The sequence below is a fragment of the Variovorax sp. LjRoot130 genome, from assembly GCF_964253755.1.
In the GTDB taxonomy this organism is placed as follows: Bacteria; Pseudomonadota; Gammaproteobacteria; order Burkholderiales; family Burkholderiaceae_C; genus Variovorax.
On the sequence record NZ_CAXURM020000001.1, the window covers coordinates 5848987 to 5870711 of the forward strand.

20 protein-coding genes are annotated in these 21725 nt (G+C 66.1%); 12 read left to right on the forward strand and 8 right to left on the reverse strand.

The window, feature by feature from the left end; translation table 11 throughout:
- Nucleotides 1–44: 44 nt before the first annotated feature.
- The 5 genes from phnF to ACSQ86_RS28985 all read left to right on the forward strand — a co-directional run bounded on the left by phnF (nt 45) and on the right by ACSQ86_RS28985 (nt 4200).
- Complete coding sequence (gene phnF / locus ACSQ86_RS28965; protein WP_436306123.1) at nt 45–800, forward strand: phosphonate metabolism transcriptional regulator PhnF; 756 nt, start codon at nt 45–47, stop codon at nt 798–800.
- Nucleotides 790–1497, forward strand: coding sequence for a DUF1045 domain-containing protein (locus ACSQ86_RS28970; RefSeq protein ID WP_436310175.1), 708 nt, complete (start codon nt 790–792; stop codon nt 1495–1497). The genes phnF and ACSQ86_RS28970 overlap by 11 nt, the downstream gene beginning before the upstream one ends.
- Nucleotides 1494–2042, forward strand: coding sequence for a phosphonate metabolism protein/1,5-bisphosphokinase (PRPP-forming) PhnN (phnN, locus tag ACSQ86_RS28975; protein ID WP_436306125.1), 549 nt, complete (start codon nt 1494–1496; stop codon nt 2040–2042). The genes ACSQ86_RS28970 and phnN overlap by 4 nt, the downstream gene beginning before the upstream one ends.
- A 302-nt stretch (nt 2043–2344) precedes the next feature.
- Nucleotides 2345–3226, forward strand: a complete 882-nt coding sequence (locus ACSQ86_RS28980) for an amidohydrolase family protein (RefSeq protein WP_436310176.1) — start codon at nt 2345–2347, stop codon at nt 3224–3226.
- Nucleotides 3227–3279: 53 nt separating this feature from the next.
- Nucleotides 3280–4200: a LysR substrate-binding domain-containing protein gene (locus ACSQ86_RS28985; RefSeq protein ID WP_436306127.1), complete on the forward strand. Its 921-nt coding sequence runs from the start codon at nt 3280–3282 to the stop codon at nt 4198–4200.
- Between the two features lie 22 nt (nt 4201–4222).
- On the opposite strand, the gene ACSQ86_RS28990 is transcribed toward ACSQ86_RS28985, so the two are convergent.
- The 3 genes from ACSQ86_RS28990 to ACSQ86_RS29000 form a co-directional block, all read right to left on the reverse strand.
- Nucleotides 4223–5200, reverse strand: coding sequence for a tripartite tricarboxylate transporter substrate binding protein (locus ACSQ86_RS28990; RefSeq protein ID WP_436310177.1), 978 nt, complete (start codon nt 5198–5200; stop codon nt 4223–4225).
- Between the two features lie 39 nt (nt 5201–5239).
- Complete coding sequence (locus ACSQ86_RS28995) at nt 5240–6274, reverse strand: porin (RefSeq protein ID WP_436310178.1); 1035 nt, start codon at nt 6272–6274, stop codon at nt 5240–5242.
- Nucleotides 6275–6369: 95 nt separating this feature from the next.
- Nucleotides 6370–7089 (reverse strand): alpha/beta fold hydrolase, encoded by a 720-nt coding sequence (locus tag ACSQ86_RS29000; protein ID WP_436306130.1) that lies wholly within the window; start codon nt 7087–7089, stop codon nt 6370–6372.
- A gap of 10 nt (nt 7090–7099) precedes the next feature.
- Here ACSQ86_RS29000 and ACSQ86_RS29005 point away from each other — a divergent pair, with 10 nt between their 5' ends.
- Both ACSQ86_RS29005 and ACSQ86_RS29010 read left to right on the forward strand, forming a co-directional pair.
- A complete protein-coding gene (locus ACSQ86_RS29005; protein ID WP_436310179.1) occupies nt 7100–7393 on the forward strand; it encodes a sterol desaturase family protein in 294 nt (97 codons plus the stop codon).
- A gap of 3 nt (nt 7394–7396) precedes the next feature.
- Nucleotides 7397–8221 (forward strand): YihY family inner membrane protein, encoded by an 825-nt coding sequence (locus ACSQ86_RS29010; protein ID WP_436294178.1) that lies wholly within the window; start codon nt 7397–7399, stop codon nt 8219–8221.
- A gap of 13 nt (nt 8222–8234) precedes the next feature.
- Here ACSQ86_RS29010 and ACSQ86_RS29015 read toward each other — a convergent pair whose 3' ends face one another.
- The 3 genes from ACSQ86_RS29015 to ACSQ86_RS29025 are packed head-to-tail and all read right to left on the reverse strand — an operon-like array spanning nt 8235 to nt 11841.
- Nucleotides 8235–10049 (reverse strand): IlvD/Edd family dehydratase, encoded by a 1815-nt coding sequence (locus ACSQ86_RS29015; RefSeq protein ID WP_436306133.1) that lies wholly within the window; start codon nt 10047–10049, stop codon nt 8235–8237.
- On the reverse strand, nt 10049–11065 hold the full coding sequence (gene denD, locus ACSQ86_RS29020) for a D-erythronate dehydrogenase (RefSeq protein ID WP_436306134.1): 1017 nt from the start codon (nt 11063–11065) through the stop codon (nt 10049–10051). The genes ACSQ86_RS29015 and denD overlap by 1 nt, the downstream gene beginning before the upstream one ends.
- On the reverse strand, nt 11062–11841 hold the full coding sequence (locus ACSQ86_RS29025; protein WP_244503872.1) for a FadR/GntR family transcriptional regulator: 780 nt from the start codon (nt 11839–11841) through the stop codon (nt 11062–11064). Before ACSQ86_RS29025 ends, denD begins: the two co-directional genes overlap by 4 nt.
- Nucleotides 11842–11992: 151 nt before the next feature.
- Between ACSQ86_RS29025 and ACSQ86_RS29030 the strand changes: the two genes are divergently transcribed.
- The 4 genes from ACSQ86_RS29030 to ACSQ86_RS29045 all read left to right on the forward strand — a co-directional run bounded on the left by ACSQ86_RS29030 (nt 11993) and on the right by ACSQ86_RS29045 (nt 16246).
- Nucleotides 11993–13066, forward strand: a complete 1074-nt coding sequence (locus ACSQ86_RS29030; protein ID WP_436306135.1) for an ABC transporter ATP-binding protein — start codon at nt 11993–11995, stop codon at nt 13064–13066.
- Nucleotides 13067–13108: 42 nt separating this feature from the next.
- Complete coding sequence (locus ACSQ86_RS29035) at nt 13109–14437, forward strand: ABC transporter substrate-binding protein (RefSeq protein ID WP_093107243.1); 1329 nt, start codon at nt 13109–13111, stop codon at nt 14435–14437.
- A gap of 79 nt (nt 14438–14516) precedes the next feature.
- Nucleotides 14517–15371, forward strand: a complete 855-nt coding sequence (locus ACSQ86_RS29040; RefSeq protein ID WP_436310319.1) for a carbohydrate ABC transporter permease — start codon at nt 14517–14519, stop codon at nt 15369–15371.
- On the forward strand, nt 15368–16246 hold the full coding sequence (locus tag ACSQ86_RS29045) for a carbohydrate ABC transporter permease (RefSeq protein ID WP_436306136.1): 879 nt from the start codon (nt 15368–15370) through the stop codon (nt 16244–16246). The genes ACSQ86_RS29040 and ACSQ86_RS29045 overlap by 4 nt, the downstream gene beginning before the upstream one ends.
- A gap of 30 nt (nt 16247–16276) precedes the next feature.
- Here the strand turns inward: ACSQ86_RS29045 and ACSQ86_RS29050 are convergent, their stop codons facing one another.
- Nucleotides 16277–17416 carry a lipocalin family protein gene (locus tag ACSQ86_RS29050; RefSeq protein ID WP_436310180.1) on the reverse strand — a complete coding sequence of 380 codons (1140 nt, stop codon included), beginning with the start codon at nt 17414–17416 and terminating at the stop codon, nt 16277–16279.
- Nucleotides 17417–17564: 148 nt separating this feature from the next.
- On the opposite strand from ACSQ86_RS29050, the gene ACSQ86_RS29055 reads away from it, so the two are divergent.
- On the forward strand, nt 17565–18266 hold the full coding sequence (locus ACSQ86_RS29055) for a DUF899 family protein (protein ID WP_436310181.1): 702 nt from the start codon (nt 17565–17567) through the stop codon (nt 18264–18266).
- 16 nt (nt 18267–18282) lie between these two features.
- On the opposite strand, the gene ACSQ86_RS29060 is transcribed toward ACSQ86_RS29055, so the two are convergent.
- Nucleotides 18283–21657: an adenylate/guanylate cyclase domain-containing protein gene (locus tag ACSQ86_RS29060; protein ID WP_436310182.1), complete on the reverse strand. Its 3375-nt coding sequence runs from the start codon at nt 21655–21657 to the stop codon at nt 18283–18285.
- Nucleotides 21658–21725: the final 68 nt, after the last annotated feature.

The window sequence follows — 21725 nt, forward strand, 5'->3', positions numbered from 1 at the left end:
ATCGAACAACTGGCGCCAGCTTAGGGCGCACGCATGTAGCTTTCATGACAGCCATCACGACTTCTCCCGACTCGCTTCCGGCGCGCACGGCGCGCGACAGTTTCTGGACCCGCATCGCGGCCGAGCTGGCCGAATCGATCGCCCGCGGCATCTACCCGCCGGGCGAGCGCCTGCCCTCGGAGCACGCGCTGGCCGAGCAGTTCGGCGTCAATCGCCACACCATCCGCCGTTCGCTCGCCAGCCTGAGCAGCCAGGGCCTGCTGCGCGTGACGCAGGGCAGCGGCACCTACGTGGAGGAGTTCGCGGTCGACCTGGTGCTGGCCAAGCGCACGCGTCATCACCAGAGCATGGCGCTGGCAGGCATGCGCGGCGCCTTGCGCGTGCTCGCGTCGAGCACCGTGCGTGCCACGGCCGCGCAGGCACGCGCGCTGCAGGTGCCCGCGCGCAGCACGCTGCTGCGGCTGCAGGTGCTGGGCGAGGCCGAGCAGCAGCCGCTGCACATCAGCGAGCGCTTCTTTCCGCTGCCGCGTTTTGAGCAGCTCGAAGCGGTGGTGCGCGAGACCGGCTCCATCACCGCGGCCTTTGCCGCACATGGCATCGACGACTACACGCGGCATGAGAGCCGCATCACGGCGCAGATGCCCGAGGCCGAGGTGGCGGCCCAGCTGCGGCAGCCGGCCGCGCGGCCGGTGCTCTTCGTCGAGAGCGTCAACGTGGACACCGCGGACGTGCCCATCGAGTTCGCGCGGACCTGGTTTGCGGGCGATCGCGTCACGCTCACGGTGACGCATGACGAGTGATCCCGTGCATCGCTACGCCGTCTACTTCGCGCCCCGCGCCGACAGCGCCTGGTGGCGCGCCGGCAGGCGCTGGCTCGGGCGCTGCGCCTCGCGGCTCGAGCCGTTGCCGCAGGCACCGCTGCCCGGCGTGCCCGCGCCCGAACTGCATCGGCTGACGAAGGCGCCGCGGCGCTATGGCTGGCATGCGACGCTCAAGGCGCCTTTCGCGTTGGCGCCGGGCGTCGACGTCAAGAGGCTGCGCGCCGGCCTGCGCGGCCTCTGCGAGGACTTCGAGCCCTTCACGATGCCCGCATTGAAGGTCGCGATGCTCGACGATTTTCTGGCGCTGGTGCCGGAGGTCGGCAGCCGCGCGATCGACGAAGTGGCCGCAGCCTGCGTCACGCGCCTGCACGCACTGGCCGCGCCGTTGACGCCGTTCGAGATCGAACGCCGCCGCGCAGCCGGCCTCACGCGAGAAGAAGACGCGCTGCTGCTGCGCTGGGGCTATCCCTTCGTGCTGGAGCGCTTCCGCTTCCATCTCTCGCTCACGGGAACGCTCCGCGACGCGGCGCCTTCGATCGTCCCCGCGCTGGCGGATGCGGCGCGCCACGCCTTCGGTGCCTTGCCCGCCTGCCGCTTCGACACCATCTCCCTGTTCGCCGAACCCAAGCCCGGTGCCGACTTCGTGCTGGTAGAACAGATGGAGCTTGGCGCATGAAGGGGCGGCTGGTCTATGTGATGGGGCCTTCCGGCGCCGGCAAGGACAGCCTGCTGGCCTGGCTCAAGGACCATCTTCCGCCGCACATGCCGGTGCACCTGGCGCGCCGCACGATCACGCGGCCGCCCAAGGCCGACGACGAGCAGCACCACAGCGTGAGCGCGCACGCCTTCGAGCAACTCAGCGACGCGCAGGCCTTCGCGTTCCACTGGCAGGCCAACGGCCTGCACTACGGCGTGCGCCACGACGAGCTCTCGCCCCTGCACCTGGGCAAGTGGGTGATCGTGAACGGATCGCGCGCCTACCTGCCGCAGGCGCTGTCGAGGTTTCCGCATCTGACTGTTGTGCACGTCACCGCCAGCATCGACGTGCTGCGCCAGCGCCTGCTGGCGCGCGGGCGCGAGACGCCGGAGATGGTCGATGCCCGCGTGCGGCGTGCCTTGGCGTTCAAGCCGCCGGCGCATGCCATCGAGGTCCGCAACGACGGCGCGCTGGCCGAGGCGGGTGCGCAGCTGCTGCACGCCTTCGAGCGGCTGGCACGCTGAGGCTCACAAAGACGACGAGCGCCGGCGCCAAGCCCGCCGATGTGCTGCTGGACCTCCACTGCCCCTCGCGCGCTACGTTGCAGAACGCGGGCAACAAGTGGGCGCTCGTGATCGAGACCGCGCTGGTCAGGGGACCGCTGGGCCCGAGGAGCACCACCAGGACCTGGCGGATGCGCGTGCAGCTTTCGACTAGCGTTCACCGTCGCCATCATGGCTTGCTTAGTGCGCCGGTACAGCCATGCCGAAACTTGCTAGCTGCTAGCGCATTTTTGGGCTCGTTCGTCGCGAGGAATCCGCGCAAGATGGACAGTATGGACAAGAACTGGCTCTGCTTTCATCCTGCCCCCTCGAAGCCGCACTTCACAGCACCGCCCGGTGCGGTGGATGCACACTGCCACGTCTTCGGCCCGGGCGCGGTGTTCCCCTACGCGCCGGAGCGCAAATACACGCCCTGCGATGCCTCGAAGGACCAGCTCTTCGCACTGCGCGATCTCCTGGGCTTCGAGCGCAACGTGATCGTGCAGGCGAGCTGTCATGGCAACGACAACCGTGCGTTGATCGATGCCATTGCGCATTCGAACGGAGGCGCACGCGGCGTGGCCTCGGTCGCGCCGCGTGTGAGCGACGCCGAGCTTCGCCTTCTGCACGAAGCCGGGGTGCGCGGCGTGCGCTTCAACTTTCTCAAGCGGCTCGCCGACTTCACGCCGCGCGAGGTGCTGATGAACATCGCCGAGCGCATCGCGCCGCTGGGCTGGCACGTGGTCGTGTATTTCGAAGCGCCGGATCTGCCCGAGCTGTGGGATTTCTTCACTCGCCTGCCGACGACCGTGGTGGTCGACCACATGGGCCGGCCCGACGTCGGCCAGCCGGTCGACGGGCCGCAGTTCGAGCGCTTCGTGCGGCTGTTGCGCGAGCATCCGAATGTCTGGTCGAAGGTGAGCTGTCCGGAGCGTCTGTCTGTCTCCGGTCCGCCGACCTACGATGACGTCGTTCCTTTTGCGCGGCGCCTGGTCGAGGAGTTCCCGGACCGCGTACTGTGGGGTACCGACTGGCCGCATCCCAATCTCAAGACGCACATGCCCGATGACGGCACGCTGGTCGACATGATTCCCCGCATCGCGCGGACGGCGGAGCTTCAGCGCAAACTGCTGGTGGACAACCCGATGCGGCTGTACTGGGCCTGAGGCCGGCGGGGAGCTCGTCGGGGGTAGTCCCGGGCGAGCCTAGACTACCCTCCATGGACCTCAAGCAGCTGGAGTACTTCGTTCACGTCGCAGAGCTGGGGAGTTTCACCCGGGCTTCGATCGTGATCGATGTCGCACAGCCCGCGCTCAGCCGGCAGGTGCGCCAGCTCGAAGTGGAGCTGAGACAGAATCTTCTGACGCGCAATGGCCGAGGCGTCATCGTCACGGATGCAGGCAAGCTGCTGCTGGAACACGCCAGAGGCATCCTGCATCAGATCGAACGCGCCAAGGAGGACCTCGGGCTGTTGCGCGGCGCGCTGGCCGGCCGCGTCGCTGTGGGTTTGCCGCCCAGCATTTCGAAGCGCATCGCCGTGCCCTTGACCCGCGCCTTCCGTCAGCAACTTCCCGACGCCAGCCTCTCCATCACCGAGGCGCTTTCAAGCGCCATGCAGGAATCGGTGACCGCAGGCCGCCTCGACCTGGCGCTGCTCTACAACCCTGCGCCTTCCGCGGAGATCGACAGCGTTGTCATCCTGGAAGAGGACCTGTACCTGGTCGGCCCGGCGCAGCCCGCCGGCGAACCGGATGAAGAAGTTTCGATGCGAGAGCTGGCTTCGAAGCCGCTGGTGATCCCGACCAAGCCGAACTCCATTCGCATGCTGGTCGAAGCGGAAATGGCGAATATCGGATGCCGTCCGACCATCGCGATGGAGATCGACGGTGTGGCCGCCATCCTGGATCTGGTGATCGACGGTGTGGGACTGGCTGTCTTGTCCTCGAACGCGGTTCTCACTGCGCCTCGCCCCGAGGCCTTTGCGATGCGCCGGATCGTGGATCCTCCGCTGCGCAGCCGGCTGGCCCTTGCGCTCAGTTCTCAAAGGCCGACCACCCTCACCCAGCAGGCCGTCCTCAAGTTGATCCAGGAGGTGGTGAGCCAGACGATGAGCGGCTCACCGTCACACGCAAAGACTTGATGCGCCACGGGCACATGGACGCTCATTGCTTGGGGATGCCTGCCAGGCGGATGACTTCGGACCAGCGCTGAATTTCGTCCCTGAGAAGCTCCGCCTGTTGCTGCGGAGTGCTTCCCTGCGCCTCGACGCCGAGCTGGCGCAGCCGCTCCTTGATCTCCGGCGCGGCCAGCGCTGCGTTGACCTCCTTGTTGAGCCTGGCGACGATGGCGGGCGGCGTCTTGGCTGGCACCGCAAAGGCGTTCCAGGACGCGACCTTGAAGTTGGGCGCCCCGCTCTCCGCGACGGTCGGCGTCTCCGGCAGCGCGAACGAGCGCTTCGCTCCCATGACGGCAATGGCGCGCAGCGACTTCCCGCTGATCTGACCCAGGATGGGCGCCAGGATTTCGACGCCGGCATCGATCTGCCCCCCTCGCAGCGCGGTGATCAATGCGGGCGACCCGTTGAAGGGAATCACTTGCGCGTCGATGCCGGTGCTGCGCTTGAGCAGCTCGGCCGCCAGATGCTGCGTACTGCCCACGTTGATGGTCCCGATGTTGACGGTACCGGGGTGCGTCTTCGCGTATGTCAACAGCTCCTGCATCGTCTTGAATTTCGAGTCCGCGGCGGTCACGACGGCCATATCGAAATAGCCGAGCGTCGACACCGGAGCGAAGTCTTTGACGGTATCGAAGGGCAGCTGCTTGAACAGCCCCGCGCTGACGGCATTGGCGTTGGACATCAAGAGGACGGTGAGTCCGTCCGGCGGCGCCTTGGCCACGGTATCGGACGCGACCACTCCCCCTGCGCCCGGCTTGTTGTCCACGATGATGCTTTGCCCCATGGACTCCGACATCTTCTGCGCGACGGTCCGTGCCGTGAGGTCGGCAACGCCCCCGGGGCCGAAGGGCACGACGAGACGAATCGGCTTCGTCGACGATGGTTGTGCATTCGCACTCGCGCAAATGGAGATTGCGGCAACGACGAGGGCTGAATGCCGGGCAATTTTCAGGAAGGTGTTCATGGGATTTCGATTCACTTCGAGACAAGCGTGCTGGCGTTTTCAGAAGCGGTGTCGCATGCCGAGCGCGACGTTTCCTGCTCGCGCGAATCCGGTGAGCTTGTCCGCGAGGTAGACCGCGTAGAGATCCGTGCGCTTGGAGAGGAAGTAGTCATAGCCGACGGCACCTGTGGTTCGACGAGAGTCGGCGATCGGCATGTCTCTCTGCGTGCGGGAAACAGAGGCCATGACCCGGCCGGCGCCTATGGGCACCGCGAAGCCGAGCTGGGTCGTCCGGGTCTTGGTCCGGATGCCAGGCGTATCGGTATGAAAGTATTGGCCGTAGACCTTCACCACATCGAAGTCATACGAGAGCCCGGCCATCTGCGCCTTCTGGCTCGAGATCCGGGCCGAAAGGCCCGGGCCCACCTTGACCTGCTGGGCGGAGACCACCGCAGCGAACGGACCCTTCGCGTAGTTGAGGCTCAGGTTGAAATTGCGTTCACCAGTGCGCTCCGCCACTTCGCCCAGTCCGTACGCTGCAGAAACGCGAAACCCCGCTGCTTCCGGCGACGCGTACTGGATGGTGTTGTCCCAGACGCTGTCACCCAGGATCGCACGGTTGTAGCCCGTGTTCCAGACCTGCAGCATGACAGGGCTCAGATTGGCAGACGCCAGAAAGGGGTTGAAGTTGCCTGTTGCCGTATAGAGCGCATTGGTCTGTCGCCCCAGGCTCACCTGGCCGTAGGCTCCGCCGAGCCCGACATAGGAATTTCGCGAGAAGTAGGGATCGGCAGCGGTCCTGCCAAAGTTCCCGCTGTCGGCTTGAAAGAAGCTCTCCAGCGCGAAGAACGATTGCAAGCCTCCTCCCAAGTCTTCGGTTCCCCGTATCCCCCAGTAGGAAGTGGTCATGCCGCCGCTGTTCAATACGGTGGTGCGGCCCGCTTGATCGCTTCGGCGAAGCGAACCCACATACTCGTCCAGCACGCCATAAATACTGACGCTGTTCGCCGACGGACTTTGTGCAAGTGCCGGGAAGGCTCCAAGCGAAGCCGTTGCGATGCCCGCAGCAAGCCAGGCGCGATCGCGCATATCCATCTTGTCTCCTCATATTTGTTCAAACCGCCGGTGTTCGCCCGGTGTCATGAACTATCTCAACTCGGCATACAGCCTGCTAGCTGAGGAGGACACTTTTAGATATGTCGCAGCGGCATAGCTGGCGCGACTGCGTCGGAATGTGCGTCGGCGAAGGCGAGGATGGCAGCCAGCAACGGACCGGTTTCCCCGCGCCACCACCAGTGGTCGTCTCCAGCGAGCTCGATCCATCGAGCACCCGGGATGCGGCTCGCGAGGTCGGCGCCGGCCCCAACGCGAATCGCGCGATCTCCCGCTCGATGCAGAACGAGTGCAGGCACGCGGACCTGCTCTGCCTGTTTTCGAACATCCACGTCACGCAAGGCCTTCAGGGCGGCGGCGAGCGCGCTCGGCGAGGTGGAGTGACGCATCATCCGCGCCCACCACGCGCGCACCGCAGGGTCTTGTCGGGCACCGGGCGCAAAGGTCTCGATGCCCGCTGGACCTCCCCACTCGGCCACGAGCCTGTCCAGCCAGACGTCGAATGCCGTGGCCGGCATCGCGTGAATGTAGCCGGACGACGACGAGCCCTTGGCCATTGCACCGAACAGGATCAACCCGAGCGCTCGCGTCGAATGCTCCACTGCCAGATCGATGACGGCTGGCCCGCCCTCCGAAGAACCGAACAGCCAGGCGCGTTCGATGCCCGCGTCGTCAAGAATCAGGCGAATATCGGTGGCTGTCGCATGTGCAGACGAGTTGACATCGAGCCGCTCGGACAGCCCGACGCCGCGGCGGTCGAAAACCACGACCCGGAAGCGCCTGTTGAGGCACTGCATGAAATCGCGAATGCCGGCGTCCTCCCATCCGATTGGCTATATCGTGCAGCGGCCCGAAAGCCATGCCGTGCACCACGCGCGCGGCGTGCATGCGCACAACTATGCCGACCTTCCTCTGTGGGACATCGTCTTCGGCACTTTCTCCAATCCAGCCGCGCAGGAGCAGCCGACGCAGGGCTTCTACGACGGTGCCTCGCAGCGCGTGCGGGACATGCTCCTGTTTCAGGACGTCTCGCGGCCACGTGCCATCTCCTCCGGCACCTCCTCCAGGCGAGAATCTCAGCCGACACCCAAACATCAATGACGCATGCTCAGCCTGACCCGACTCACGATCCGCCGCGCCAGGAAAGAACGCCTGGCCCAGGTCGCCGGCAGCCTGACTTTCACGACGGTCCTGTCCATCGCGCCGTTTCTCGCGGTGAGCCTCGCGCTGTTCACGCGCTTCCCGATGTTCAAGCGCTTCGAGGATGCGCTCGAAGAGCACTTGTTGAAGAGCCTGCTTCCGGCAGACATCTCACGCACGGTGCTGAAGTACCTCCATCAGTTCGCCGCCAATGCGAGTGGCCTCACCCTGGTGGGCTCATTGTTCCTGCTGGTGGCGGCGATTGCGCTGATGCTCACCGTGGAAAACGCCTTCAACCAGATCTGGAACGTGAAAAGAAATCGTCCGTTCTACAAGCGAGTGGGCCTGTATTTGTTGATGCTGGCCGTGGGGCCACCGGCCCTGGGGGTGAGTCTGTGGGCGACGTCGCATGTGCTGGGTGCGTCGATGGGTTTGATCGGAACCCTGCCACCCTCGGCCAGGTTCGTCCTGAACCTGGGCCCGGTGGCGCTCTGCATGGTGGTCGTGACGAGCCTGTTCTACTTCGTCCCGAACACCAAGGTTCGGCGGCGTGATGCGATCGCGGGTGGCTTGATCGCTGGCATCGCTCTCGAGTTGGGCAAGCGCGGCTTCGCGACCTACCTTCTCAAGATTCCCACCTACAAGGCCGTCTACGGAGCCTTCGCGGTCTTTCCCGTCTTCTTGCTATGGGTGTATTTTTCGTGGCTCGTGACACTGACCGCGGCACTCATTGCCGCCAACCTGGCGCACGGAGCGCCGCGACAGGCAAGCAAGGCTTCGCGTGCCTAGGCGCTGACAGGCGCTAGTGGTTGTCGCGCGGAATGCCGAAGGTCGCGTGGATCTTCTGGTACTTGACCGCGGGCTTCAGCACCATGCCTTCGGAGAGCTCGTCGACGACGGCGCGCTGGATCTCCTGCCACGGCGTCTGGCTCGGCGGATACGGATAGCCGCCGGCGGCTTCGAGCTTCGCGCGGCGCTTGGCAAGCTCTTCGTCCGAGACCAGCATGTTCGCGGTGCGCTTCTTGAGATCGATGCGGACGCGGTCGCCGGACTTGAGCAGTGCGAGCCCACCGCCCGTCGCGGCCTCCGGCGAGGCATTGAGGATCGACGGCGAACCCGAGGTGCCCGACTGCCGGCCGTCGCCGATGCAGGGCAGCGCGGTGATGCCTTTCTTGAGCAGGTAGTCGGGCGCGCGCATGTTGACCACCTCGGCCGCGCCGGGATAGCCGACCGGCCCCACGCCGCGCATGCAGAGGATGCTGTTCGCATCGAGCTTCATCTTCGGGTCGTCGATGCGGCGGTGGTAGTCCTCCGGCCCGTCGAAGACGATCGCCGTGCCTTCGAAGGCCATCGGGTCCTTCGGGTTCTCGAGGTAGCGCGCATGGAACTCCGGCGTGATCACGCTGGTCTTCATGATCGCGGAGTCGAACAGGTTGCCCTTGAGGTTGAGGAAGCCGGCGTTCTTCTTCATCGGCTTGGCGTACGGAAAGATCACCTTGCGGTCGCTCGTGAATTTGCCTTCGCAGTTCTCCACCAGCGTCTTGCCGTTGGCGGTGAGGGCGGGCTGGATCTTGCCCTGGGCGATCAGCTCGGCGACCACCGCGGGCACGCCGCCGGCGCGGTAGTACTCCTCGCCGAGGTACTCGCCGGCGGGCTGCAGGTTCACGATCAGCGGAATCTTGTAGCCGTGCTTCTCCCAGTCGGCCGTCGTCAGCTCGACGCCGATGTGGCGCGCGATGGCGTTCAGGTGGACCGGCGCATTGGTCGAGCCGCCGAGCGCAGAGTTGACGACGATCGCGTTCTCGAAGGCGGCGCGCGTGAGGATGTCCGAAGGCTTCAGGTCCTCGCGCACCATCTCGACGATGCGCCTGCCCGTCATGTACGCCATCTCCTGGCGGTCGCGGTAGGGCGCCGGGATCGCGGCGCTGCCCGGCAGCGTCATGCCCAGCACCTCGGCCAGCGAGTTCATGGTCGACGCCGTGCCCATGGTGTTGCAGTGGCCGGTCGACGGCGCCGAGGAGGCCACGAGCTTCAGGAACTCCTGGTAGCCGATTTTGCCCGCGGCCATCAGCTCGCGCGCCTTCCAGACGATGGTGCCCGAGCCGGTGCGTTCGCCTTCGTACCAGCCGTTGAGCATCGGCCCCGAATTGAGCGCGATGGCGGGGATGTCCACCGTGGCGGCGGCCATGATCTGCGCCGGCGTGGTCTTGTCGCAGCCGGTGGTCAGCACCACGCCGTCGAGCGGATAGCCGTAGAGCACCTCGACCAGCGAGAGGTACTGCAGGTTGCGGTCGAGCGCCGCCGTCGGGCGCTTGCAGGTTTCCTGGATCGGATGGATCGGGAACTCGAAGGCGATGCCGCCGGCATCGCGGATGCCTTCGCGCACGCGCTCGGCCAGCACCAGGTGGTGGCGGTTGCAGGGCGCGATGTCCGAGCCGGTCTGTGCGATGCCGATGATCGGCCGCCCCGACTGCAGTTCGTCGAAGCCGAGGCCGAAGTTCATCGTGCGCTCGAGGTAGAGCGCCGTCATGTCGGCATTGGCCGGGTTGTCGAACCAGGCCTGGGAGCGCAACTTGAGGGCCTGCTTCGGCTTCTTGTTGTTGTTCTTCGGTTTCATCAGGACACTCCCTTCAGGGTCTCGTTGGCGTTCGGGAGCGCGCGGCAATCGTCGATGTACTGCCGGATGATGTCCGCGAAGTTCTCGTGCGGCAGCAGGCCGAGCCGCGCGGCGCGCGCGGCCGTTGCGCCGGTGGGCCAGTTGGCCACGATGCCGGCGATGCGCTCGTCGCGCTCGAAGCGCACGCGCGCGCGCACGGCGGATCCGGCGACCTGCTCGAGCGCGTCGAGCATGTCGCTCACGCGCACGTTGAGGGCCGGCAGGTTGAGCGCGGTGCGGCCGCAGAAGGCCTCGCGGCTGGCTTCGTAGACGGCGATCAGGCCGTCCACCGTGCGTGTCGGCGAAGACATCGGGTGCGAGACCTCGGGCGAGACCGGGCAGATCGCTTCCACGCCGGCCAGCGGCTCGCGGATGATGCCGCTGAAGAAGGACGAGGCCGCGGCGTTGGGCTTGCCGGGCCGCACCGTCACGGTCATCAGCCGCGCGGCGCGGCCGTCGATGTAGCCCTTGCGCGTGTAGTCGGCGATCAAGTGTTCGCAGATCAGCTTCTGCGTGCCGTAGGAAGTTTGCGGCGCAGGCAGCGTGTCGTCGGCGACCAGTTTCGGCAGCGGCACGGCCGGATCCGGCCCGAAGACCGCGACCGAGCTCGAGAACACCACGCGCGTGACCTTGCCGCCGGCATTGACGTTGGCGCGCAGCGCATCGAGCAGCGCGCGCGTGCTGTCCAGGTTGGAACGCAGGCCGAGATCGAAGTCGAGCTCGCATTCGCCGGAGACGGCGGAGGCCAGGTGGAACACGCCGTCGAAGGCTTCGGTGCGCAATGCGTCGGTCTGCGCCAGCAGCGGACCGGTGCGCGCCTCGACGCGCGCATCCGCTACCAGGTCGGCCGGCGGCGGCGCAATGTCGGTGAGGACCATGCGGTCGATGCGCTCGCCGGCGAGCGTGCCGCGCGCGAGCAGGGTGCGGGCGAGGCGCGCGCCGACGAAGCCGCCGCCTCCGGTGATCAGCAGTTTCATTTCTTCTCCTTCAATCTTCGTTTGCGGCTGGGAATGATGCCGCCCTCGACGAGCCGTTCTTCGCCGAGGATCAGGTGCCGGGTGGCGTGGTGGCGTGCCGCTTCCGGGTCGCGCGAGGCGATCGCCTCGACGATGGCGTGGTGCTCCTGCTGCACCGCCTCCATGAAATCCTTGCGGCGCGCTTCGTTGCCGCGCGTGATGCGCATGCCTTCGCGCAGGTACTGCTCGAGAAAGCCGAGCAGGAGGCGGAACTGCGGGTTGCCCGTGGACTCGCCGATGATGCGGTGGAAGGCCAGGTCCTCGGCCACCCCGTCGCGCCCCTCGGCCACCGCGGCGTCGATGGCCTTGAGCGCGCGGCGCAGCGCCGCGATGTGGGCACGGGTGGCGCGCTCGGCCGCCAGGGCCGCGATCGCGCCTTCGAGCACTCGCCGCACTTCGACCACGTGCACCACGGCCTGCACGGAGCCCAGCACGGCCGGGTCGAAGGCCAGCGGCTGGTTCTGCGGCGTGGGCGCCACGAAGACGCCCGAGCCCTGGCGCGACACCACCAGCGACCTGGACTTGAGCTGGTGCAACGCCTCGCGCACCACCGTTCGCGAGACGCCGTGCGTCGCCGCCAGCTGCTGCTCGGTGGGCAGGCGGTCGCCAGGCGCCAGCTCGCCGGATTCGATGAGGGCACCGAGGCGCAGCGCCAGGCGGTCGGACAGCCGGTCGGCTGCCGACCGCAGGGGTTCGGAGGGGGCGGGCGCCTGCGCGGGCGTGGCGGAATGGAGCACGGTGATCAGGTCATCATACAAATCATCGAGGGGTTAACACGTACCGGTTTGCCCTGATAGCGACCCGGCAACCCAGTGCCGATACTCCGCGTCTGCGATGCAGGGGTCCCGCGTCGCCCGCGAGCTTCGCGCAACTTCAGGATTCCAGTGCATGGCAAGTGTCACGATCCAGGCAGTCAAGAAGAGCTTCGGCAATGTCCCCATCCTGCATGGCGTGGACATCGACATCCAGGACGGTTCCTTCACCGTGCTGGTGGGGCCTTCGGGCTGCGGCAAGTCGACGCTGCTGCGCATGATCGCCGGACTGGAGGAGATCAACGGCGGCGAGATCCGCATCGGCGAGCGGCGCGTCAACGACCTGCCGCCGAAGGAACGCGACATCGCGATGGTGTTCCAGAACTACGCGCTCTATCCGCACATGACGGTGCGCGACAACATGGCCTTCGCGCTGGCGCTCGCCAAGCTGGACAAGGCGACGATCGAATCGAAGGTCAAGCGCGCTGGCGAGATCCTCGGTCTCATTCCTCTGCTCGACCGCTTTCCGCGCCAGCTCTCGGGCGGGCAGCGCCAGCGCGTCGCGATGGGCCGCGCGATCGTGCGCGACCCGCAGGTGTTCCTGTTCGACGAGCCGCTGTCCAACCTGGACGCCAAGCTGCGCGTGGCGATGCGCGGCGAGATCAAGGAGCTGCACCAGCGCCTGAAGACGACCTCGATCTACGTCACGCACGACCAGATCGAGGCCATGACCATGGGCGACAAGATCGTGGTCATGCGCGAGGGCCGCATCGAGCAGACCGGCAGCCCGCTCGACCTCTACGACAACCCCGCCAACCAGTTCGTCGCCGGCTTCATCGGCTCGCCGGCCATGAACTTCCTGCCGGGCACGCTCAGGCGCAGCGCCGGCACGGCGCGCGTGGAATTGCAGGACGGCACGCAGCTCGATGCGCCCGTGCACGCCGGCGGCGTCGACGGCCAGTCGGTGGTCTACGGCACCCGGCCCGAGCACCTGACGCTCGCCGACGGCAGCGGCATCCCCGCGCGCGTGGCGGTGATGGAACCGACCGGCATGGACACCTTCGTCTCGTGCCGCCACGAGGGCGCCGAACTCTCCGCGGTGTTCCGCGAGCGCCACGACTTCGCGCCCGGCACCACGATCCACCTGCAGCCCGATCTGCAGCGCGCGCATCTTTTCGACGCAGGCACCGGCGAACGGCTGGTGTCCTGAATTCCATCGGCAGTCCGTTCAAAAGCACAGGAGACAACACGAATGAATGAGTTCAATCGCCGCAAGTTTCTGGAAGGCTCGGCCGGCGTCGCCGCCGCAGCCACGCTCGGCACCGGCACCGCGCTCTTCTCCACCGCCGCGCATGCGCAGTCGATGACTTTCAAGCCCGAGAAGGGCGCCACGCTGCGCGTGCTGCGCTGGAGCCGTTTCGTGCAGGGCGACATCGATGCCTACATGGCCAACGTGAAGAAGTTCACCGAGGCCACCGGCGTCCAGGTGCGCGTGGACAACGAGACCTGGGAGGACGTGCGCCCGAAGGCCGCGGTCGCCGCCAATACCGGCGCGGGGCCGGACATCATCCTGTCGACCAACGACGACGCGAACCTCTACCCGGAGAAACTGCTCGACGTCACCGACCTGTGCACCTACCTTGGCCGCAAGTACGGCGGCTGGTACCAGGGGTGCGAGGCCTACCTGCGGCCCGACGGCAAGAAGTGGATCGGCGTGCCCCTCGGCACCGCCGGCGCGATGCTGGTGTACCGCCAGAGCCACGTGAAGGCGGCAGGCTTCGACACCTTCCCGAAGGACACGAACAGCTTCCTCGAGCTGCTCAAGGCGATGAAGGCGAAAGGCACGCCCGCCGGCTTCGCGCTCGGCAACGCCACCGGCGACGGGCTGTGGACCAACTGGCTGATCTGGTCGCACGGCGGCAAGCTCGTCGACAAGAGCAACAAGGTCGTCATCGACAGCCCGGAGACCATCAAGGCGCTCGAGTACGCCAAGGAGATGTACGCCACCTTCGCGCCCGGCACGCTGTCGTGGCTGGACCCGAACAACAACAAGGCCTTCCTCGACGGCCAGATCAGCCTTACCAATAACGGCATCTCGATCTACTACGCGACGAAGAACTCCAAGGACGACAAGCTCAAGGAGATGGCGCAGGACATCAACCACGCGCCCTACCCGATCGGGCCGGCGGGCGTGCCGACCGAGTCGCACCTGTTCTTCAATCAGATGGTCATGAAGTACACGAAGTACCCGCAGGCGGCCAAGGAGTACCTGCGCTTCATGATGGAACAGGAGCAGTTCGACCCGTGGCTGCAGGCCGCAGGCGGCTACATCTCGCAGCCGCTCGCAGCCTACGAGAAGAGCGCCGTCTGGACCGTCGACCCGAAGCACACGCCGTACCGCGACTGCACGAAGAACATGCGGCCGACCGGGTATGCCGGCACGTTGGGTTATGCGTCGGCCGGCGCGGGAGCGGACTTCATCGTGACGAACATGGTGGCCGAGGCGGCCAGCGGCTCCAAGTCGCCGAAGGAAGCCGCCGAACGGGCGCAAAAGCGTGCCGAACGCTATTACAAGGTCTGAGCCTGCCGCGGACGCGCCTGCGGCGCGTCCGTGGACGGCGCGGCTGGCCGACAGCCGCAACTTCCTCGGCCTGCTCTTCATGCTGCCGGCGGCGGGGCTGCTGCTGCTGTTTCTCACCTATCCGCTCGGCCTGGGCATCTGGCTCGGCTTCACCGACACCAAGGTCGGCCGCGGCGGCCAGTGGATCGGGCTGGAGAACTACGAGTTTCTCTGGGACGACGCGGTCACGCGCCTCGCGCTCTTCAACACGCTGCTCTACACGATGGTGGCCAGCGTGTTCAAGTTCGTGCTGGGGCTGTGGCTGGCCCTCCTGCTCAACAAGAACATCCGCTTCAAGACCTTCTTCCGCGCCGTCATCCTGCTGCCCTACATCGTGCCGACGGCCCTGTCGGCCATCGCCTTCTGGTGGATCTACGACTCGCAGTTCTCGATCGTCAGCTGGGCGCTGATGAAGATGGGGCTGATCGACGCCTACATCGATTTCCTCGGCGATCCTTGGAATGCGCGCTGGTCCGTGATCGCGGCCAACGTGTGGCGCGGCATCCCCTTCGTCGCCATCACGCTGCTGGCGGGGCTGCAGACCATCTCGCCCTCGTACTACGAGGCCTCGGCCATCGACGGCGCCTCGCCCTGGCAGCAGTTCCGGCACGTCACGCTGCCGCTCTTGACGCCGATCATCGCGGTGGTGATGACCTTCTCGGTGCTCTTCACCTTCACCGACTTCCAGCTCATCTACGTGATCACGCGCGGCGGGCCGTTGAACGCGACGCACCTGATGGCCACGCTGTCCTTCCAGCGCGCGATCTCGGGCGGGGCGCTGGGCGAGGGTGCGGCCATTGCGATCGCGATGGTGCCGTTCTTGCTGGCCTGCGTTTTGTTCAGCTACTTCGGCTTGCAGCGCCGCAAGTGGCAGCAAGGGGGATCGGACAAATGAACGCGAAGGCCGCAACGACCGACATGGTCGGCATGAGCTATCTCGAATCGCTGCCGCGCAAGGTGGTGACCGTGTACCTGCCGCTCGTGGTCTTTTTGATCGTGCTGCTGTTCCCGTTCTACTGGATGGCGATCACCTCGGTGAAGCCCGATGGCGAGCTGCTGACGCGCGAGGGCAACCCGTTCTGGGTGGTGGCGCCGACGCTGGCGCATTTCCACAAGCTGCTGTTCGAGACCTCGTACCCGCAGTGGATCTGGAACACGCTGCTGGTGTCGGTGGTGTCGACCTTCTGCTCGCTCGCCTGCTCGGTGTTCGCGGCCTATGCGATCGAGCGGCTGCGCTTCAACGGCTCGCGGCAGGTGGGACTCGCGATCTTCCTCGCCTACCTGGTACCGCCGTCGATCCTGTTCATTCCGCTCGCGAACGTGGTGTTCGGCCTCGGTCTCTTCGACACGCGGCTGGCGCTGATCCTGACCTACCCGACCTTCCTCATCCCCTTCTGCACCTGGCTGCTGATGGGCTACTTCCGCTCCATCCCCTTCGAGCTGGAGGAGTGCGCGCTGATCGACGGCGCGAGCCGCTGGCAGATCCTGGTGAAGATCGTGCTGCCGCTCGCCGTGCCCGGCCTGATCTCGGCAGGCATCTTCGCCTTCACGCTCTCGTGGAACGAGTTCATCTACGCGCTCACCTTCGTCTCGTCGTCGGAGATCAAGACCGTGCCGGTGGGCGTGGTGACCGAGCTCGTGCAGGGCGACGTGTACCAGTGGGGGCCGCTGATGGCAGGCGCGCTGCTGGGGTCGCTGCCGGTGGCCTTCATCTACTCCTTCTTCGTGGAGTACTACGTGTCGGGGTTGACGGGGTCGGTGAAGGAGTGAGAGGCCTGCTCAACGCGTGGGCGCTTCAGGTCATCGAATCTTCAAGCGGTCGTATCCGCTCAGCTCCAGAAAACCCTCGCCCGTGGAACTTCCCGTCACCTGGACGGGCCCTTCCCAATAAATGTTCGCCGTCGTTTTCTGCGAATCGAATTCGCTGTCGGCAAAGAAGGGCTTGATGCTCAACTCGCCGGAGGGGAGCCTGATGCGCCATTCGACGGGGTAGCTGATCTTCGTGCTCGGACTCGTCCATCTGTTGACGGGCACCAGCTCGATCTCGTCCGGCTTCAATGGATGAGACCCGCGTGCATTCGAGACCGTGCCGGCTGTCATGACTTGCCGGCCAGCCGTGTCGAAAAGCGCATAGAGCATCACATCGGAACCATCCGCCAGATGCAATGCAAACCAGTTCCATCCGAGGCTCAACACATCGAAATCGCCCCATTGATGGTCGAACCACACGTCGCCGCTGACCTGGACCGGCTTCCCTCCGATGGAGACTTCGCCTTGGGCGGAAATGCGGGGACGCGAATAGTAGTAACTGATCCCGCTCATGCCGAAATCAAGCAGACCCGGGGTTTCCGAACCTGCAGCTCGATGGGGGACAGGCTGGTGCGAATCGCTCAGGTCGAGCGCAATCGAAGCACCTCCTTCAAGAGAGGCGTGCACTGCATGAGATGGACCCGCAGCAGCGACTTGCCAGCCGTCCTGCCTGAAGTCCAGGCCGTTTGCGGCGCTCTTCGCAGGAACGCCGCCGGTACGCGTTTGGCTGGAATAGCGTTGCCCGGTCTGGAGGTCGGTCAACGCCGCGTGCATGACCGTGTGCTTGACCAGCCCGTTGGCTACGAAGACAACAACGTGAAATGCATAGCGATGGCCTGTCTTCGCGTCGAGGATTCCGTTGTAGTACCACCATTCCATGCCGGACCCATGAGGCGCGTCGTCGGCCGGTAGGTTCAGGGGCGGAAGTGCGGCCGTTCGTTCAATCGGCTTCCTGCCCGAGTCGATCGATCCGGCAGACGCCGCGGAGGCCGGCAGCGGCTCGGGCGTCCATGCATAGAGAAGGCATGCGCCGATGACCGCGAAGACGGCAACCAATGGTGCAACGTAAGGTCTCAAGCCCTTGTTGCCGGAGCGTCTGCGGTATTTCCTGGCGTGGTCGTCGGCTTTCATCTGTCCTACCGGGGATGAGGGATAGGGCCGCAGCCTAGCACCGCTCTTCTTTGCAGCGGCGCAAGCAGCCTTGTCTACCGCTCGTCGAACGCGCACCATGCACTGTGGAGCGCCGCGCCTCGGCCGGCACCGAACACAGGAGCAAGACATGAAAGATCCGCTCACCCCCGCCGCAGAACTCGCGAAGAAGGCGAAGACGCCGTTCCCGGGCGCGACGGCCGAATACGACGCCGCGCGCCAAGCGCTGCTGGCGGAAGAGATCGAATTTCGTCGCCACATGACCCGATTGGGCGAGCAGCGCCGCGCGCTGCCGCCCGGGCCGGTGATCGAGAAGGACTACCGCTTCAAGGACGAGCAGGCCTTCGAGGTCGGGCTCATCGATCTGTTCGGCGACAAGGACACGCTCGTCACCTACTTCTGGATGTACGGGCCGCAGCGTGAACGGCCGTGTCCGATGTGCACCAACTGGCTGGGCGCGGTGAACGGCAATGCCGCCGACATCAAGCAGCGGGTTGCGCTCAAGATCCTGGGGCGCTCGCCCGTGGAGCGGCAATACGCCTTCGCGCAGGAGCGCGGCTGGCGTGACCTGAATTTCGTGCAGACCATCGGCGACGACTACGCCAACGACCTCGGCATCCTGATGCCCGACGGGAGCGAGTACCCGGCGCTGAACGTGTTCAGGCGCGACGGCAGCAAGGTCCGGCTGTTCTGGGCGAGCGAGATGACCGGCGAGATGGCCGACCCCGGCCAGGACCCGCGCGACGCGCCCGACATCGCCTCGCTCTGGTCCATGCTGGACTTGACTCCGGACGGACGCGGGACCGACTGGTATCCGAAGCTCAAGTACTGAGGGGCGAACCACTGCCTCAACGGTCGAGCTTCGTCTGCCCTTTCTGCAGCGAGTCGAGCAACGCCTTCGTTTCGCGAAGATCGCTGAACCCGAACCCTTCGGTGAACCAGCCGTAGAGCGGCTGCAGCATCTGCCGCGCCTCGGTGCTTTTCCCCTGACGCTGCCAGAACCCCGCCAGGTCGCGGGCCGCGCGCAATGAAAAGAGCTTGGCGCCGCGCTCCTCGGCGATGGCGATGGCGTTCTGGTAGTGCGCTTCGGCGCCGGTGTCGTCGCCGTCGATCTCCAGAAACCGGCCGCAAAGCCGCAGCAGTTCGGTCTCGTAGAAGCGCTCGTCGGTCTCGCCCTGGGCAGCCTGCGCCTGGGCGATGAATCGCCGTGCTTCGTCGCTTCGCCCGGCCCGCAACAGCACGTCTGCCGCCTGCGCCCCGTACTGCGAGCCTTGTTGCTTTCCGCCGGCGGACCTCCAGAGGTCATAGCCCTTCCTGAGGAGAAGGATCCCGGCCTCGACATCGCCCAGCGCAACGCTGGTCCGTCCGAGGAAAATCAAGGCGTTGGCAACCCGCGTCTGGATGCCGAAACGTTCGGACAGCTCCAGCATCTGCTTTGCTTCCGAAGCTGCCTGCGCCGGCTCGCCTTTAGCCAGCAGGACCCTGATCCAGGTTTGCCTGGCCATTGCGATCGTTGGGGGATGACCTCTGGCTTCGGCGATCTGCAACGCTTGCGCCGCGAGCGCTTCGGCCTGCTCCAGATAGCCCTGCATCCCGCGCACTCTCATGCTGATGGCGCGAATCATGACCGCCGGATCCGCCCCCGCGATGGGGTGTTCATGCGTGAGCTGCACGCTGTCGTCGAGCGCCTTGGCCTCTTCCAGGTGCGCCCACGCCTCGCCGATCTCGCCGCGCAGATAGCGGGCGCTACCGAGGACGATCGATACGCTGACGCGCAACCGCGCTTGCAGCGACGCCAGCTGCGCCGGTTCGATCTCGCGGATGCTTTCGATGATCTCGCTGTTGCTGACCGAGTTCATCGTCGGCGCCGAGCCGACCCACGCGCTCACGTAGTCCTCGACCCGTCCGAGTTCTCGCGCCAGTTCGCGCGCCCTCGCGTAGCTCTGGTACGTCGCGCTGGAGGCGTAGCCCTCCGAGACCGTCAGCGCATTGCCGAGTTTCAGCTGGAGAGCCAGCTCGAGCTCGCTGCGCGCCGGCCCGGCAGGCAAGCGGGACACGAGTGCGATGGCGGCGTTGTAGTGGCTCGCTGCTTCGCGGCTGGCGTATCGGCGCTGCGCCAGGTCGCCGGCCGCCGTCCAGTACCGGAGGGCTTCGCTGCCGTGGCCGGCTTCCTGATGATGCTGAGCCAGCAGTTCGGGATGCGCAGCGACGGTCTGCGGCTCGCTGCGCTCCAGTGCGTCCGCGATCTGCGCATGCCGCAGCGCGCGCTGGCTCCTGACCATGCTGTTGTAGGCCGTGTCCCGGATCAGCGCATGCTTGAACGCATAGCCCGCGTCCGCAGGCGTGCCGCGGCGAAACACCAGCTCGGCACGAAGCAGCTCATCCAGCGCCTGGTCGAGCTGCGCGGGCGGCATCTGCAGCACCTGTGCGAGCAGCGCATGGCTGAAATCGCGTCCGATGGCTGCTGCGACCTGTGCGATCTCCTTGGCAGGAGCCAGCCGGTCAAGCCGCGCCATCAATGAATCCTGCAGCGTCGACGGAATCGCCAGCGTCTGCAGAGGACCGTGCAGCCGGTAGCCTGCCGGTGTGTCCTCGACGAGCGCGGAGGCCAGCACGGTCTTGGTCAGCTCCTCGACGAACAGCGGTACGCCGTCGGTCTTGCGGATGATCTCGTCGATCAACTCCACAGGCAGCGACTTGCCGGCGGTGACGGTTTCGATCAGCGCCGCCGACTGCCGGTGACTCAGCCGGTTCATCGTCAACCGGGTCGAAGGGTTGCCCCAGGACGGCACGTATTGCGGACGGCAGGTCAAGAGCATCAGGACGCGCGCGTCGCGCAGGCCGTCGACGGCCAGGCCGATCCATTCCTCGGTCGTGGGATCGATCCAGTGCGCGTCCTCGACCAGCACGAGCAGCGGCGCCCGACGGGAAACACCGTCGATGACGTCGATCGCCGCCTGCAAGGTCGCGCTTTTCTGTTGCTGCGGCGTCTGGCCGGCCGGGGCCGGCCGGCCTCCATCCGGCAGCATCATCAGCCTGAGCAGGCAACCCAGCGCATCGGGCACGAGCGATACCCCATGGTCGCTCAGATACCGTTCGAAGCTCGCGGCGCGTTGGGCCGGTGGATCGGCCGGTGTCAGGTTCGCCGCGTTTTCCAGACCGCGCACCAGCGGATAGAGGGCGCTGTTGCTGTGAGAGGGCGAGCATTGCAGCACCATCGTCTCGCGGGCTCCGGTGGCTGTGCGTTCCCGCAGGGCCTGGGTGATCCGCGACTTGCCGATCCCCGGTTCGCCGGAGAGCAGCACGATCTGGCCCTCGCCCTCGCACGCGGTGTTCCACCGCTCGAGCAGCAGCGCCAGTTCGCTGTCGCGTCCGATCAACTGGGACAGTTGTTGTGTGTGAATGGCTTCGAAACGGCTTGCGGTCCGGCGCTCGCGCAGCACTTGCCACGCATGCACCGGCGCTTCGAAGCCTTTGAGCTCCAACAGACCCAGCGAGTCGAGTTCGAACTCTTCACCGATGAGCCGCCGGGTCCGATCTGCGATGACGATGCAGTCAGGCGCTGCCTGGCTCTGCAGCCTGGCCGCCAGGCTCGGCGTTTCGCCGCTGGCGCTCAACTCGGCCGCCGGCGTGCCGGATCCGATCTGGCCGACGACGACGAGGCCCGTCGCGATGCCGATGCGGGTGTGCAAGGCGTGCTGGCCACCCGCTGCGAGTCGGCCGACTGCAGCGATCGCGTCCAGTGCTGCATGGATCGCGCGCGCTGCATCGTCCTCGTTGGCGTGCGGGTAGCCGAAATACACGAGCACCCCGTCGCCGAGCAACTGTGCGACGTAGCCTTGGTGTGCAGCCACCGCCGCCGTCACCGCGGCATGGTAGTCGCCGATGACGGCCCGCAGATCCTCGGGATCGAGCAGGCCGGCCAATTGGGTCGAACCGACCAGGTCGCAGAACATCACCGTCAGTTGCCGCCGCTCGGCGACTTGCGCTGACGCAGGCAGGCTAGCCGCAGCCTGCGTGATGTGGCTCGTGGGGACCTCTTGGATACCCTGCGCGATCACCGACAGGATCCGCTTGCGATCGCCCAGCGCCGCGATGCCGATTTCCTTGAGGTCTGCGTCGGTGAGGCCGGCGACGACGTCCAGTTCAATGCGCTGCGCCTCGAACATCGGCGCATAGCGCTCCATGCCGATCTCAGCAAGCCACTGGACAATTGTTTGCATTGTTCGCCACCCTCTGGAGCGAACTTGCGAGGATACGCCTTTGGTTTCTGTTTATGCGAGATTCCAGC